The organism is Edwardsiella piscicida, from assembly GCF_001896205.1.
Taxonomy (GTDB): domain Bacteria; phylum Pseudomonadota; class Gammaproteobacteria; order Enterobacterales; family Enterobacteriaceae; genus Edwardsiella; species Edwardsiella piscicida.
In genome coordinates this window covers 1,741,114-1,754,739 of record NZ_MPNU01000001.1, presented here as the reverse complement: position 1 = coordinate 1,754,739, position 13,626 = coordinate 1,741,114, and the positions used below count along the sequence as shown (strand labels likewise).

At 62.5% G+C, this 13,626-nt stretch carries 13 protein-coding genes; 9 read left to right on the top strand and 4 right to left on the bottom strand.

Annotated features, from left to right (window positions below; all coding sequences use genetic code 11):
• Window positions 1–33: 33 nt before the first annotated feature.
• On the bottom strand, window positions 34–654 hold the full coding sequence (locus tag BRD58_RS08040; RefSeq protein WP_012848390.1) for an L-threonylcarbamoyladenylate synthase: 621 nt from the start codon (window positions 652–654) through the stop codon (window positions 34–36).
• A complete protein-coding gene (gene rnm / locus BRD58_RS08035) occupies window positions 651–1,562 on the bottom strand; it encodes an RNase RNM (RefSeq protein WP_012848389.1) in 912 nt (303 codons plus the stop codon). Before rnm ends, BRD58_RS08040 begins: the two co-directional genes overlap by 4 nt.
• Before the next feature lie 347 nt (window positions 1,563–1,909).
• On the opposite strand from rnm, the gene BRD58_RS08030 reads away from it, so the two are divergent.
• The 7 genes from BRD58_RS08030 to BRD58_RS08000 all read left to right on the top strand — a co-directional run bounded on the left by BRD58_RS08030 (window position 1,910) and on the right by BRD58_RS08000 (window position 9,014).
• Window positions 1,910–3,484, top strand: coding sequence for an anthranilate synthase component 1 (locus BRD58_RS08030; protein ID WP_015461391.1), 1,575 nt, complete (start codon window positions 1,910–1,912; stop codon window positions 3,482–3,484).
• Window positions 3,484–4,119 (top strand): glutamine amidotransferase-related protein, encoded by a 636-nt coding sequence (locus tag BRD58_RS08025; protein ID WP_015461390.1) that lies wholly within the window; start codon window positions 3,484–3,486, stop codon window positions 4,117–4,119. The genes BRD58_RS08030 and BRD58_RS08025 overlap by 1 nt, the downstream gene beginning before the upstream one ends.
• Window positions 4,110–5,126, top strand: coding sequence for an anthranilate phosphoribosyltransferase (trpD, locus tag BRD58_RS08020; protein WP_012848386.1), 1,017 nt, complete (start codon window positions 4,110–4,112; stop codon window positions 5,124–5,126). The genes BRD58_RS08025 and trpD overlap by 10 nt, the downstream gene beginning before the upstream one ends.
• Before the next feature lie 25 nt (window positions 5,127–5,151).
• Window positions 5,152–6,528, top strand: coding sequence for a bifunctional indole-3-glycerol-phosphate synthase TrpC/phosphoribosylanthranilate isomerase TrpF (trpCF, locus tag BRD58_RS08015; RefSeq protein ID WP_073382161.1), 1,377 nt, complete (start codon window positions 5,152–5,154; stop codon window positions 6,526–6,528).
• Window positions 6,529–6,566: 38 nt separating this feature from the next.
• On the top strand, window positions 6,567–7,760 hold the full coding sequence (gene trpB, locus BRD58_RS08010) for a tryptophan synthase subunit beta (RefSeq protein WP_034168651.1): 1,194 nt from the start codon (window positions 6,567–6,569) through the stop codon (window positions 7,758–7,760).
• Entirely contained in the window at window positions 7,757–8,563 is an 807-nt protein-coding gene (gene trpA, locus BRD58_RS08005; RefSeq protein WP_012848383.1) for a tryptophan synthase subunit alpha, read from the top strand. Before trpB ends, trpA begins: the two co-directional genes overlap by 4 nt.
• A gap of 136 nt (window positions 8,564–8,699) precedes the next feature.
• Entirely contained in the window at window positions 8,700–9,014 is a 315-nt protein-coding gene (locus BRD58_RS08000; RefSeq protein ID WP_012848382.1) for a BON domain-containing protein, read from the top strand.
• 48 nt (window positions 9,015–9,062) lie between these two features.
• On the opposite strand, the gene ompW is transcribed toward BRD58_RS08000, so the two are convergent.
• Window positions 9,063–9,701 carry an outer membrane protein OmpW gene (gene ompW, locus BRD58_RS07995; RefSeq protein ID WP_015461387.1) on the bottom strand — a complete coding sequence of 213 codons (639 nt, stop codon included), beginning with the start codon at window positions 9,699–9,701 and terminating at the stop codon, window positions 9,063–9,065.
• A 505-nt stretch (window positions 9,702–10,206) separates the two neighbouring features.
• On the opposite strand from ompW, the gene BRD58_RS07990 reads away from it, so the two are divergent.
• Together BRD58_RS07990 and BRD58_RS07985 are read left to right on the top strand one after the other, a co-directional pair.
• Window positions 10,207–10,956: a YciC family protein gene (locus BRD58_RS07990; RefSeq protein WP_012848380.1), complete on the top strand. Its 750-nt coding sequence runs from the start codon at window positions 10,207–10,209 to the stop codon at window positions 10,954–10,956.
• 94 nt (window positions 10,957–11,050) lie between these two features.
• Entirely contained in the window at window positions 11,051–11,641 is a 591-nt protein-coding gene (locus BRD58_RS07985) for a DUF1919 domain-containing protein (RefSeq protein WP_012848379.1), read from the top strand.
• Between the two features lie 16 nt (window positions 11,642–11,657).
• Here BRD58_RS07985 and BRD58_RS07980 read toward each other — a convergent pair whose 3' ends face one another.
• Window positions 11,658–13,409: a SulP family inorganic anion transporter gene (locus BRD58_RS07980; RefSeq protein WP_073382156.1), complete on the bottom strand. Its 1,752-nt coding sequence runs from the start codon at window positions 13,407–13,409 to the stop codon at window positions 11,658–11,660.
• Between the last annotated feature and the right edge of the window lie 217 nt (window positions 13,410–13,626).

Genomic DNA, 13,626 nt, shown 5'->3' with positions numbered 1-13,626 from the left:
ATAAAAACAGGGCATACGGCGACGCCGTCTGCCTCATTGAAAGGGCTTGGGATCGCCGGCGCCGACGCGCACCACCAACGGCGTATCGTCGGTCAAGTCGATCACCGTCGTCGGCTGCTGCCCCAGATAGCCGCCGTGGATCACCAGATCCACCTGCTTACCCAGCCGCTCCTGGATCTCCTCCGGATCGGACTCGGCAAACTCGCTGTCCGGCAGCATCAGGGTAGTAGACATCAGCGGCTCACCCAGCTCAGCCAGCAAATCCTGTGCAATCGGGTTGGAGGGCACTCGCAGACCGATGGTCTTGCGCTTCTCGCTCATCAGCCGACGGGGAACCTCTTTGCTCGCCTTCAGAATAAAGGTATAGCCGCCCGGCGTATTGTTTTTCAGCAGGCGGAAAGCCGCATTGTCCACAAAGGCATAGCTGGAGAGCTCGGAGAGATCCCGGCATACCAGGGTAAAGTTGTGATTGCTGTCGATGCGCCGGATGCGGCAGATCCGCTCCATGGCATTTTTCTCTTCCAGCATACAGCCCAGCGCATAGCCGGAGTCCGTGGGATAAACGATCACCCCCCCTTTATGCAGCACCTCCACCACCTGTTTGATCAGGCGCGGCTGCGGATTTTCCGGGTGAATATAAAATAATTGACTCATAACGCCTCCAGTAGACTCGCGCCGGGTTGGGAAGCCTGCGGCAGCGAAGCCCAATGCGTCCAGACGGGGAGCACCCCATCGGGTAAGGAAAGGCCTCGTCCCAGATCCAGATAGGGCGTAGGCTGATGAAAGTCAGACCCCTGCGATGCCGATAGCGCAAACTGGCGAGCCAGCAGCCCCAGCTGGTGACGCTCATGGGGCGGCTGCTGGCACTGGGCAACCTCCAGCGCGTCGCCGCCGGCGGCGCAGAACGTCGTCAGCAGGCGTTTCAGCCATTTGCCACTCAGGCGATAGCGCCCGGGATGCGCCAGCACCGCCACGCCGCCCGCCTGATGGATAGCCGTCACGGCCTCGGCAATCGAGCCCCACTGCGGGGGAACATAGCCGGTCTTACCGCGCGCCAGAAAATGTTTAAACACGTCTGCGCTGCAGGTCGCGTAGCCGCGTTCGACCAGGTAGCGGGCAAAATGCCCCCGGGTCAACTGCGCGCCCTGCGCCAGGCGCTGCGCACCCTCCAGCGCACCCTCAATCCGAGCACGCGCCAGGCGGCGCCCGATTTCCGCGGCGCGCTCGTCGCGTCGCTGCGCCTGCAGCGTCAGAAAAGCGCCCAGCGCCGGGCAGTCCACGTCCACATTCAATCCCACGACGTGAATTTCATGATGCTCCCACAGCGTAGAAATCTCTACGCCGGCGATCAGCGCCAGGGGCAGCGCCTGGTCGGCGATCGCCCGACGGGCGGCGGCGATGCCGCCTAACGTATCGTGATCGGTGATCGCCAGGGTCGTGACGCTCCGCTCCACGGCCCGCGCCACCAGCGCCTCAGGGCTCAACAGCCCATCCGACGCCCGGGTATGGCTGTGTAAATCAAACAGCGCCGGGCGTCCCTCTGGGAAATACGCTAACACCATGGATCTCCACTGCAAATCAGTTATGACCCTCATCATAGCGTTTTACGCTCTGTGGCACTAATGCGGATAGCAACCCAACGCCACAGATGATGAAAAAATGCGCCGCGACATTGACACAGAACCATAAAACTAGTTTACTAGTACGCAAGTTCACTCAGAAGCCAATCGGAGCGCGTCATGCAGAAAATACCGTGTCAATCTCGCGACATCGTCATCGTACGCGGGTGGCGTCCTCATCGCATTCAGGCGGTATAGACGCGCAGAAACCGTACGCCTGCGTTATTACCGCCCGCATAATGCGGGCTTTTTTATGTCCGCGCCGTGTATGACCGTCAGGGATCTATTCTATGCATCAGGCCAAAACAGCCGTGACCGTATTAACCCGCAGCGCCGCTTACTCCGCGGATCCGACGCTGCTTTTTGAACAACTGTGTGCCCAGCGCCCGGCGACGCTGCTGCTGGAGTCTGCCGATATCGCCAGTAAGCACCACCTGAAAAGTCTCCTGATCATCGATAGCGCCCTGCGTATTACCGCGCGTGAGCGAGAGGTCACCCTGGAGTCCTTAAGCGCCAACGGCGCCGCCCTGCTGACCACCCTGCGTCATGCCCTGCCCCCAGACGTAGCCTGTACGTGTCAGGCCCACGGCTGTACGCTCACCTTTCCCGCGCAGGATAATGAGCAGGATGAAGACAGCCGGCTGCACACCCCGTCGGTATTCGACGCGCTGCGTACCCTGCTCTCCTGCCAGCCAACGCCGGACGCCGAGCCGGAGGCCATGTTACTCGGCGGCCTGTTCGCCTATGATCTGGTCGCCGGCTTTGAGCCCTTGCCACACCTCAGCGCAGGGCCGCGCTGCCCCGACCTCTGCTTTTATTTGGCCGAAACTCTGCTGATCCTCGACCATCGTCAGGGTAGCGCCCGCCTGCAGGCCAGCCTCTTCAGCGCCGCGGCGGATGAGCACCAGCGCCTGCAGCGACGCCTGGATGCTCTGCTGACGGAGATGCAGCGCCCCTTCAAGGCGACGCCCGTTGCGCCCTGTCCGCCGTTAACGGTCGAGGTCGATCGGGATGATGAGGCGTTCGGCGCGATCGTCCGCGACATGCAGCGCGCTATCCTCGCCGGCGACATTTTTCAGGCAGTCCCCTCACGCCGCTTCACGCTGCCGTGTCCCGCCCCGCTGGCCGCCTACCGCCAGCTGAAGCAGAGTAACCCCAGCCCTTACATGTTCTTCATGCAGGATCAGGCCTTCACGCTGTTCGGCGCCTCGCCGGAGAGTGCCCTGAAATACGACGCCGACAGCCGACAGGTCGAAATCTACCCCATCGCGGGCACCCGCCCGCGCGGGCGGCGCGCCGACGGCAGCATCGATCGCGATCTCGATGGCCGACTGGAGCTGGACATGCGCAGCGATCCCAAAGAGCTGGCCGAACACCTGATGCTGGTCGATCTGGCGCGCAACGATCTGGCGCGGATCTGTGAGCCGGGCTCACGCTACGTCGCCGAGCTGACCAACGTGGATCGCTACTCCGTGGTGATGCATCTGGTCTCCCGGATCGTTGGCACCCTGCGCGCCGATCTCGACGCGCTGCATGCCTACCGGGCCTGCATGAATATGGGCACCCTGAGCGGCGCCCCCAAGGTGCGCGCCATGCAGCTGATCGCCGCCAGCGAACGGCGGCGGCGCGGCAGCTACGGCGGCGCCGTCGGCTACCTCACGGCCCGCGGCGATCTGGATACCTGTATCGTTATCCGCGCCGCCTACGTAGAGGATGGCGTCGCCAGCGTACAGGCCGGCGCCGGCGTGGTACTGGACTCCCAGCCTCAGGCGGAGGCCGATGAAACCCGCAGCAAGGCCCGGGCGGTGCTGAACGCCATCGCGGCGGCGCACGCGAATCCCCCCCAGCCGCAAGGAGCGATCTGATGGCCGACGTCTTACTGCTCGACAATATTGACTCGTTTACCTACAACCTGGTCGATCAGCTGCGCAGCGGCGGTCATCGGGTGGTTATCTACCGTAACAGCGTCGCGCCGGATACGCTGCTGCGGCATCTGGATAGGCTGCACCAGCCGCTGCTGATGCTCTCCCCCGGCCCCGGCGCGCCGGCTGACGCAGGCTGCATGCCCGCGCTGCTGCAAACGCTGTGCGGACGCCTGCCCATCATCGGCATCTGTCTGGGACACCAGGCTATCGTCGAACACTATGGTGGCCAGGTCGATCGGGCGGCGGAAATCCTGCACGGGCGGGTCTGCGCCATCGAACACGATGGCGAGGCCATGTTTCGTGGCTTGCCGTCCCCGCTGCCGGTAGCGCGCTATCATTCGCTGGCCGCCCGGCGCATTCCGGCCGAACTCTGCGTCAACGCCCACGTCCAGGGCATGGTTATGGCGGTGCGCCACGATCGCCAGCGCGTCTGCGGTTTCCAGTTTCACCCGGAGTCGCTCCTCACGCCACAGGGCGCCCGACTGCTGGAACAGAGCATCGACTGGGCCCGCGCCGCGCCACCCCAGCCCCGATTATCCCCCCTCAGCGCAGCGGAGGTCCCGCCATGTCACTGACCTCTGAGCATCTGACCATATTGGATAAGCTGTACCGGGCGCAGGTGATCAGTCGCGCGGAGAGTCAGCGGCTCTTTAGCGCCATCGTGCACGGTCAGCTGGCGTCGAGCCAGCTGGCCGCCGCGCTGATCAGCATGAAGATCCGCGGCGAACATCCCGACGAGATCGCCGGCGCCGCCAGCGCGCTACTGGAAGCGGCGCTGCCGTTTCCTCGTCCATCGTACGAGTTTGCCGACATCGTCGGCACCGGCGGCGATGGCAGCGACAGCATCAATATTTCGACCGCCAGCGCCTTTGTCGCCGCGGCCTGCGGCGTACGCATCGCCAAGCACGGCAATCGCAGCGTATCCAGCCGTACCGGATCGTCGGATCTGCTGCAGGCGCTGGGGATCCGCCTGGACATGAGCGCCGAGGCATCGCGCCGAGCGCTGGATGAGCTGGGGCTTTGCTTCCTGTTCGCCCCCCAGTACCACAGCGGCTTTCGCCATGCCATGCCGGTGCGCCAGCAGCTCAAGACCCGCACCATCTTTAATCTGCTCGGCCCGCTGATCAACCCGGCCCGGCCCACCCGAGCGCTGATCGGCGTTTACAGTCCCGATCGGGTGCTACCGCTGGCGCAGAGCCTGCGCGGTTTGGGCTATCAACATGCGGCGGTCGTGCACGGCGGCGGACTGGATGAAGTCGCCCTGCACGCCCCGACGCAGGTGGCGGAGCTGCACCAGGGCGAGATCCGCCACTATCAGCTGACGGCGCGTGACTTCGGCCTGCCGGACTATCCCCTCAGCGCGCTGCGCGGCGGTGCGCCGGAGGAGAACCGCATCCTGTTGACTCGCCTGCTCCAGGGGGGGGGCGCGCCCGCGCATCAGGGCGCCGTCGCCGCCAACGTGGCCCTGCTACTGCGCCTGTTCGGCCAGCGCGATCTGGCCGCTAACGCCCGCCAGGCGCTGGATGTCCTGCGCAGCGGACGGGCCTATCACTATGTCACCGCCCTGGCCGCCCGCGGCTAACCTTACACAGCGCAAGGAATCTATCATGACGCAACCCTCGCCATCGCCCGCCAGCCTGCTCAGCCGCATCATCGCCGATAAACGGCGCTGGATCGCCGCCCGGGAACGGCAGCAGCCGCTGTCAGACTTTCAATCTACCCTGCGGCGCAGCGAACGCGACTTTCACCGGGCGCTCAACGCGACGCCGCGCGCCCTGATCCTGGAGTGTAAAAAAGCATCGCCTTCGCGCGGGCTAATCCGAGCTGACTTTGACCCGCAGGCTATCGCACGGGTATACCGCGATCATGCCGCCGCCATCTCGGTCCTAACCGACGGCGACTATTTTCAGGGTGACTTCCGCTATCTGCGCGCGGTAAGTGACGTTGTCACGCAGCCGGTGCTGTGTAAAGACTTCATCCTCTCGCCTTACCAGATCTATCTGGCGCGCCATTACCGCGCCGATGCCATCCTGCTGATGCTCTCCGTATTGGACGATGCACAGTACCGCCAACTGGCCGCCGTGGCCACGGCGCTGAACATGGGGATCCTCACCGAGGTCAGCACCCCCGCCGAAATGGCGCGCGCCGTCGCGCTGGGCGCCAGGGCGATCGGTATTAATAACCGTAATCTGCACGATCTCAGCGTCGATCCCGAGCGTACCCGGCATCTCGCGGCGTTGGCGCCGCCGGGCGCGACGCTTATCGCCGAGTCCGGTATCCACAGCCACGCCCAAATCCGCGACCTGGGTCGCCTGGTGCAGGGCTTTTTGATCGGCAGCGCGCTGATGTCTCAGCCCGATCTGCGCAGCGCCGTCTGTCGTCTGCGCTTTGGCGACAATAAGGTCTGCGGCCTGACACGCCCTGAAGACGCGGTCAGCGCGCTGTGCTCCGGCGCCGTCTACGGCGGCCTGATCTTCGTTGCCGACTCGCCGCGCTACGTCGATATCGCCACCGCCCGCGGCATTATTTCGGCCGCCCCGCTGCGGTACGTCGGGGTCTTTCGCGACGCCAAGCCCGCCAGCGTTGCGCTGGCCGCAGAGCGCCTGGATCTGCACGCCGTTCAACTGCACGGCGGCGAAGATCAGGCCTATATCGATAGCCTGCGTCCGCTGTTACCGGCGGCCTGTCGGATTTGGAAGGCGCTGCCGGTCAGCGATACCCTGCCTACCGCGCGCCTTCATCACGTCGATCGCTACCTGCTTGACGGCGTACGCCCCGGCAGCGGACGCCCCTTTGACTGGCGCCTGCTGGATGGACATCCCCTGGGCGACATCATGCTGGCCGGGGGGATCGGCGCCGATAACTGCCGCGCAGCGGCCGACCTCGGCGCGCTGGGCCTCGATTTTAACTCCGCCGTGGAGTCCGCTCCCGGGCGTAAAGATCCCAGGAAACTCCATGCGGCCTTCCAGGCGCTGCTCGCCTGAGACGCTATCACCGTTTTTATGACTGACAGGAAGATGACATGAGCTTACTGAATCCCTATTTCGGCGAATTTGGCGGCAGGTTTGTGCCGCAAATTCTCATCCCGGCCCTAAACCAGCTGGAGGCCGCCTTCGTCGACGCCTGCGACGATCCCGCCTTTCAGACCCAGTTCAATGACCTGCTGCACAACTATGCCGGGCGACCGACGGCGTTGACCCTCTGCCGCAACCTCACCGCCGGTACCCGCACCCGCCTGTACCTGAAGCGTGAGGATCTGCTGCACGGCGGCGCGCACAAAACCAATCAGGTCCTTGGCCAAGCGCTGCTGGCCAAGCGCATGGGTAAAACCGAGATCATCGCGGAAACCGGCGCGGGGCAGCACGGCGTCGCAACGGCGCTGGCCTGTGCCTTACTGGGGCTCAAGTGTCGGGTCTATATGGGGGCCAAAGACGTTGCCCGCCAGTCTCCCAATGTGTTTCGTATGCGGCTGATGGGCGCCGAAGTGATCCCGGTACACAGCGGATCGGCCACCCTAAAAGATGCCTGCAACGAGGCGCTGCGCGACTGGTCTGCCAACTATGACCAGGCCCACTATCTGCTGGGCACCGCCGCCGGCCCCCATCCCTATCCGACCATCGTGCGTGAATTTCAGCGGATGATCGGCGCGGAGACGCGCCGTCAGATCCTGCAGGCCGAAGGCCGCCTGCCCGACGCGGTCTTGGCCTGCGTCGGCGGCGGCTCCAACGCCATCGGGATGTTCGCCGACTTTATCGACGATGCGTCGGTTCAGCTTATCGGCGTCGAACCGGCCGGGCTGGGCATTGAAACCGGACAGCACGGCGCGCCGCTCAAGCACGGCCGCGTCGGCATTTACTTCGGTATGCGCTCGCCCATGATGCAGACCGCCGAGGGGCAGATTGAGGAGTCCTACTCGCTTTCCGCCGGGCTGGATTTTCCCTCGGTCGGCCCCCAGCACGCCCACCTGAACAACATTGGCCGAGCCGACTATGTCTCCGCGACCGACGACGAAGCGCTGGCCGCCTTTATGCAGCTCTCGCGTCAGGAAGGCATTATTCCGGCGCTGGAGTCCGCCCATGCGTTGGCCCACGCCCTGAAGCTCATTCATCAGCAGCCGGAGAAAGAGCAACTGCTGGTGGTGAATCTCTCCGGGCGCGGCGACAAGGATATTTTTACCGTTCACGACATTCTGCAGTCCCGGGGAGAAATGCAATGACACGCTACCAGACATTATTTACCCATCTACAGCGCCGCCGGGAAGGCGCGTTGGTCCCCTTCGTCACACTGGGCGATCCCACGCCGGCGCTGTCGCTGCAAATTATCGACGCACTGGTTGAGTCCGGCGCCGATGCGCTGGAGCTGGGGATCCCCTTCTCCGACCCGCTGGCCGACGGCCCGGTGATCCAGAATGCGACCCTGCGCGCCCTGAAGGCAGGCATGACCCCCGAGCGCTGCTTTACGCTGCTGACCACCCTGCGGGAAAAATATCCCCAGCTGCCCATTGGGCTGCTGATGTACGCTAACCTGGTGGTCAATCCGGGGATCGACACCTTTTACCGGCGCTGTGCCCAGGCCGGCGTAGACTCGGTATTGATTGCCGATGTCCCGCTGGAGGAGTCCGCCCCCTTCCACGCGGCGGCGCAGCGGCACGGGATCGCGCCGATCGCCCTGTGTCCGCCCAACGCCGATGACGCGCTGCTGCAGCAGCTGGCCGCGCGCAGTCAGGGGTATGTTTACCTGCTGTCACGCGCCGGGGTCACCGGCAGCGATCGCACCCGCCTGCCTCCGCTGCGCCATCTCACGACCCGGCTGGCGGCGCTGGGTGCCGCGCCGGCGCTGCAGGGGTTCGGGATTCGGACCCCCGATCAGGTGCGCAGTGCGCTGGATGGCGGGGCCGCGGGCGTCATCTCCGGCTCGGCGGTGGTTGACCTGATCGCCCAGCATCTGGATAACCCGCCCCAGATGCTGCAGCAGCTGCGCGCGTTTATCCAAACGATGAAGGCTGCCACGCGCGCCTGATGCCCTCCGCGGCGGCCGGTCTTCCTCCGCCGCGGATTTTGACTTGCCCTCTGCTGACCTATTGATATGATTATTGATAGATCGGGACACCGTTCATGGCGGCTGCCCTTTCGCGTCACCGCATAAGGAGAAAAGCATGAAATGGTCGAAACAGATCCAGGCGTTAGGACTGGCCGCCGTTCTGGCAGCGTCACTGGCGGGCTGCGCCGGATCCACCACCCAAGAGAGTACCGGCAACTACATTGATGACACCGTGGTCACCACCAAGGTGAAAAGCGCGCTGCTCAATGCCAAAAGTATTAAATCGACAGAGATCAGCGTGGAGACCTACAAAGGACGGGTACAGCTGAGCGGGTTTGTCTCCTCCCGGGCCGATGCCCAGCGGGCGGTTGAGGTTGCCCGAGGCGTCAAGGGCGTCCGCTCGGTCGAAAACGATATGCGCATTAAATAACGCGCTCAGGCTGCCCGTACGGGGCAGCCTCCTTACCGTCGTCGCCGATCAGAAGCGGTAGCCGGCGCCGAACATAAATACCCACGGGTTAATATTGGTATTTATGCTGTGCTGGTTATCCGCGCTGTCGCGGAACTTCACCTTGGTATCAATGTTGATGTACCACACCGAGGCGTTGATCATCCAATTTTCGCTGACCATATAGTCGAGCCCCGCCTGCCCGGCAACGCCCCAAGAGTCCGTCGCCTTCAGATCGTGCAGCCCCAGCGACGTCGCATTCTGATCGAAGCTATTATTGAAGAAGGTGGTGTAGTTCACCCCAACCCCCAGATAGGGGCGCAGCTTATCTTCCGCGCGGCCAAAGTACCACTGAGCCATCAGGGTGGGCGGCAGCTGATGCACGGTCGCAATATTTCCCAGCGCCCCCAGCGAGACCTTATGGCGGAACGGCGTAGCCGCCAGCAGCTCGATACCGATGTTATCCGTTGCCATGTAGCCGAAGGTCAGCCCCAGCTGGGTGTTGTTATCCACGCTAAACTCGCCCAGCCCCAGCACATTGTCAGAGCTGGTGGTCGGACGCACGGTGGCCGCGCCGGCGCGGACAATCACGTCACCGGCCTGATGCGCCGAGGCCGCCGCAGGCGCCAATACGGCGGCCAGACATAGCGCAACGCTACACTTTTTCATCATCATCCCTTTCCTTTATATGGTTATCGTTCGCTTGCAATATAACCATATTGAGTGATTATTGATCCCATCGAGATCACATCTTTTACATATAAATTGAACTAAATGATGTTGACGCCGTTTCTTGATTTGAAATGAAATAGTGAAATTTGATAGACATCAATCAGACGTCATTTCATCGAGTTTAGGGAAAGAGTCCCCCTGCGACCACGGCGCTGCGCGCAGACGCTAACCTGAGCGCGGAGGGCGCAGCAACGCGCGAGGTATGCAAAGAGCGAGGTTCGCCGACGCGCGCGGGAGGAGCCGCACGCCATCCGGCCTACGGGGTCCATAGGCGCCCCCTGCCGCCGCCGCTGAACACCGGGAAAATACGCGGAGCGCAGAAGAAATCGCCACCTGGCCGATTGCGGGGTGCCACAGCGGCCGCTAACGGGGTACAATCGCCGCAAATCTCTTTCCACCCCGGGCGGCCGGTGCCGCCCGACGACATGCCAAGGAGCTATGCATGCCCATCACGGCCCGGAGCCTTTACCGTGACAGCGTTAACTTTTTCCGCCATCAGGTGACGCCCATCGTCCTGCTGGCGCTACTGACCGCCTTTATCAGCGTGATGCTGAATCAGGCCCTCAGCCCCAGCGCACAGGCGATCAGCCAGCTGAGCAGCGGCGACGGCGTCAGCGCCGCCCGAGGCCTGCAAGAGATGATCCGCCAGATGACGCCGGAGCAACAAATGACGCTGCTGAAAGTCTCGGCGGCCTCCAGCTTTTCGGTGCTGATCGGTAATGTGCTGCTGCTGGGAGGCATGCTGACGCTGATCCCTCAGGCGTCCACCGGCGCACGCCTCAGCGCACTGCGCGCCATCGGCCTCTCTGCGCCGATGCTGCCGCGTCTGCTGCTGCTGATGCTGCTGTGCACCCTGATGGTTCAACTGGGTATTACGCTGTTTATCTTGCCGGGGATCATCCTGGCCGTTGGTCTGGCCCTCTCCCCGATGATCATGACCACAGAGCGCTGCGGTGTGATCGCCGCCATTCGCAGCAGCTTTCGGCTCTCCTTCGCCCACGTACGGCTCATCAGCCCGGCAATCCTGCTGTGGATGCTGATGAAGCTGGTTCTATTGCTGTTGGTCGATACGCTGGCGGCGCTGCACCCGAGCCTGGGCATGGTCATCATGGGCACCCTGAGTAACCTGATCTCCGTCGGCCTGATTATCTATCTCTCCCGCCTGTATATGCTGCTGCGGACCCCAGCCTGATCGGCCGCCCCCGCCCGCGGGTGGGGGCGCCACGCCTCCCGCGCTCCCGTAGACAGACCGCCGCGCGTTCGACTCCCCCGCGTAGGACACAGCCATGTTGAGCCGACTGATCATCAAATACCGAATTACCGACATCTTAGATAGGATGATATTGCGCAATAAAGATTTCGCAATTATATCAAATAACTGCTGGGGATTTGCCGCGTATAAAATAGCAAAAAAACCGTACAACACGCCATTTATCGGATTATACATTATACCCGCCGATTTTATTAAAATGTGCGCTAACTTAAGCCGCTACATTGGCTGCACACTCAATAAAGAAAGCTTTATTAAAAGCGACATGCCGTTTCCGGTTGCCCGGATACAGGAGATTACGATCTACTTTATGCATTACCAGAGTGAGGAGCAGGCCATCCGGAAGTGGAATGACCGAATGGCCCGGCTGGTAAGCTATATCGCGGCACGGGGAGTCGATAACATCATCTTTAAGATGTGCGAAAGAGATGGCGAAAAACAGCATATTAGCGCATTCAATGCGCTGCCCTTTCCACGAAAAATAGGCTTTGAAAAGGCCGGCATCGACACGCGACTGAAGGGTAAAGATGGCGACCTGCTCACCGGAGATCAGCTGTTTAATCACAGATTTATCTACTATAGAAAATACATTTCCCTCTATAAATAATGGTTAACCTGGTGCGTTAATGAGGCATCGTCGTCGTACCGCGCTGATCGGCTCCCGAGGATGTGCCCGCACCGTCGGCGTGGGCACAGCGACTGCTTTGGATCAGCTTCAGCGCCAGATACAGATCGGCGACAAACAGCAGCCCCTTCTCCTCCCCGGCGGCTCGACTGCGGCCAAACCAGCGCTTTAGGTCGGTTTTACGCCCGGCCAGCACCAGATGCACCCGACGCTGGCGCAGATCGCGCTTCAGCTCATCGATTCCCGCCAGCACGCTAATGTCGGGATAGGTGAAGCAGGATACCGCATCGATCACGACCCACTCCGGCTGAAACGGCATTCCGTCGACCAGATTCAGCACCCGACGCTTAAAATAGGCGATATTGAAATAGGTCAGCGGCGAGTTAAAGCGGTAGATCAGCACCCCCTCGACCGCCCGGACCTGATTACCGTTGCCGAGCGAGTGGATCATCCCCTCCTCATTCACCCCCAGCAGCTGTTCGCTGGGGCGAAAGACCGTGCGGAAAAACTGCAGCAGTCCCAGCAGCACGGCCAACCCGATCCCCGGCATAACCCCCACCAACAGCACGCTGGCGAAGGTGAACAGCGCCAGGCGAAAGGCCGACGGGTTGTGTTTACGCAGATTCACCAGCGAGCGGATGTCCAGCAGCAGCCAGGAGGCATACACCAGCACCACGCCGAGCGCGGCCACCGGAATATAGCGCAGCAGGCTCCCCAGCAGCAGCAGCACCGCCGCGATAGACAGCGCGGCCACGATGGAGACCAGCTGGCTTTTACCGCCGTTGGCATCGTTGACCGCGGTACGGGAGCTGGCGCCGCTGATGGCGAATCCCTGCGAAAGCGCCGACACGATGTTGGCGATACCCAGCGCGCGGAACTCCGCGTCTGGGTTGATTTCATAGCCGTTTTTAGAGGCAAAGCTGCGCGCCGTCAGCATCAAGCTGACAAAGCTTATCAGCGCCAGGTTCAAGGACGGCATCACCAGATCGCGCAGCAGCGCAGGCTGAAAGTTGGGCCACTGCACCACCGGCAGCGTCCCGTCGAGACCGGTAATCGTCTGAATGCCAAAGCGCTGCAGCCCCCCCAGCCAAACCACCAGCATGGCGAGGATGATCACCATTAACGCCGCGGGCCAGCCGGGACGCAGACGGCGTAGCCCCAGCAGAAGCAGCAGGGTCAGCAGCGACAGAAGCACCGTCGGCCAATGGCTGGAGAGCAGGTCGTGGGGCAGCGAGAGAATGCGTTCGATCACCTCGCGCGAGGCGGGCTGGTAGCCCAGCATCTTCGCCAACTGATCGATCATGATGGTGATGGCCAGACCATTGAGCAAGCCGGTCAGAATCGGGCGTGACAGCAGATCCGCCAGCGCGCCGAGGCGAAAGCGGCTGGCGACCAGGCACCACAGGCCGGTCATCAGGGTCATCATTACGCACAGCTGCCACAGCCGCTGCGGATCGCCGGCCGCCAGCGGCGCTACCACCGCGGCAATCACCGCGCAGGTGGCCGCATCCGGCCCGACGATCACCTGCCGAGAGGAGCCAAACAGCGCGTAGGCGATCATTGGCAGGATACAAGAGTAAATTCCCACCACCGCCGTTACCCCGACCAGATCGGCATAGGCCAGCGCCGTCGGCAGCGCCACGGCGGCGACCGATAGCCCGGCGCGCAGATCGTCACCCAGCCACTCCCGCCGGTATTTCGTCAGTTGATACAGCCCCGGCATCCAGCGGCGCAGAAAATTCCATTGCATAACGTCGTAATCCTCAGAGGCGCCCCCTCCATCATGGATAGGCCGACGCACTTGGTCAAGTCGGCCGGAGAACGGGTTCGCGTGTAATTTTTTGCAAAAAAATAAAGCTGGGAGAAATACGGCGGCATAATGCAGGATCACAGAGAATCAACGGGCATGACCGTGCGGCCCGGCAGCGACAAAGATACCGCCGCTGCGCCGAATCAGGTATAGTCGC

What these genes read in the sequence shown, in the direction of transcription:
- BRD58_RS08040 (WP_012848390.1), bottom strand. Translation starts at nt 654, where the DNA reads ATGAGTCAATTATTTTATATTCACCCGGAAAATCCGCAGCCGCGCCTG.
- rnm (WP_012848389.1), bottom strand. Translation starts at nt 1,562, where the DNA reads ATGGTGTTAGCGTATTTCCCAGAGGGACGCCCGGCGCTGTTTGATTTA.
- BRD58_RS08030 (WP_015461391.1), top strand. Translation starts at nt 1,910, where the DNA reads ATGCATCAGGCCAAAACAGCCGTGACCGTATTAACCCGCAGCGCCGCT.
- BRD58_RS08025 (WP_015461390.1), top strand. Translation starts at nt 3,484, where the DNA reads ATGGCCGACGTCTTACTGCTCGACAATATTGACTCGTTTACCTACAAC.
- trpD (WP_012848386.1), top strand. Translation starts at nt 4,110, where the DNA reads ATGTCACTGACCTCTGAGCATCTGACCATATTGGATAAGCTGTACCGG.
- trpCF (WP_073382161.1), top strand. Translation starts at nt 5,152, where the DNA reads ATGACGCAACCCTCGCCATCGCCCGCCAGCCTGCTCAGCCGCATCATC.
- trpB (WP_034168651.1), top strand. Translation starts at nt 6,567, where the DNA reads ATGAGCTTACTGAATCCCTATTTCGGCGAATTTGGCGGCAGGTTTGTG.
- trpA (WP_012848383.1), top strand. Translation starts at nt 7,757, where the DNA reads ATGACACGCTACCAGACATTATTTACCCATCTACAGCGCCGCCGGGAA.
- BRD58_RS08000 (WP_012848382.1), top strand. Translation starts at nt 8,700, where the DNA reads ATGAAATGGTCGAAACAGATCCAGGCGTTAGGACTGGCCGCCGTTCTG.
- ompW (WP_015461387.1), bottom strand. Translation starts at nt 9,701, where the DNA reads ATGAAAAAGTGTAGCGTTGCGCTATGTCTGGCCGCCGTATTGGCGCCT.
- BRD58_RS07990 (WP_012848380.1), top strand. Translation starts at nt 10,207, where the DNA reads ATGCCCATCACGGCCCGGAGCCTTTACCGTGACAGCGTTAACTTTTTC.
- BRD58_RS07985 (WP_012848379.1), top strand. Translation starts at nt 11,051, where the DNA reads ATGTTGAGCCGACTGATCATCAAATACCGAATTACCGACATCTTAGAT.
- BRD58_RS07980 (WP_073382156.1), bottom strand. Translation starts at nt 13,409, where the DNA reads ATGCAATGGAATTTTCTGCGCCGCTGGATGCCGGGGCTGTATCAACTG.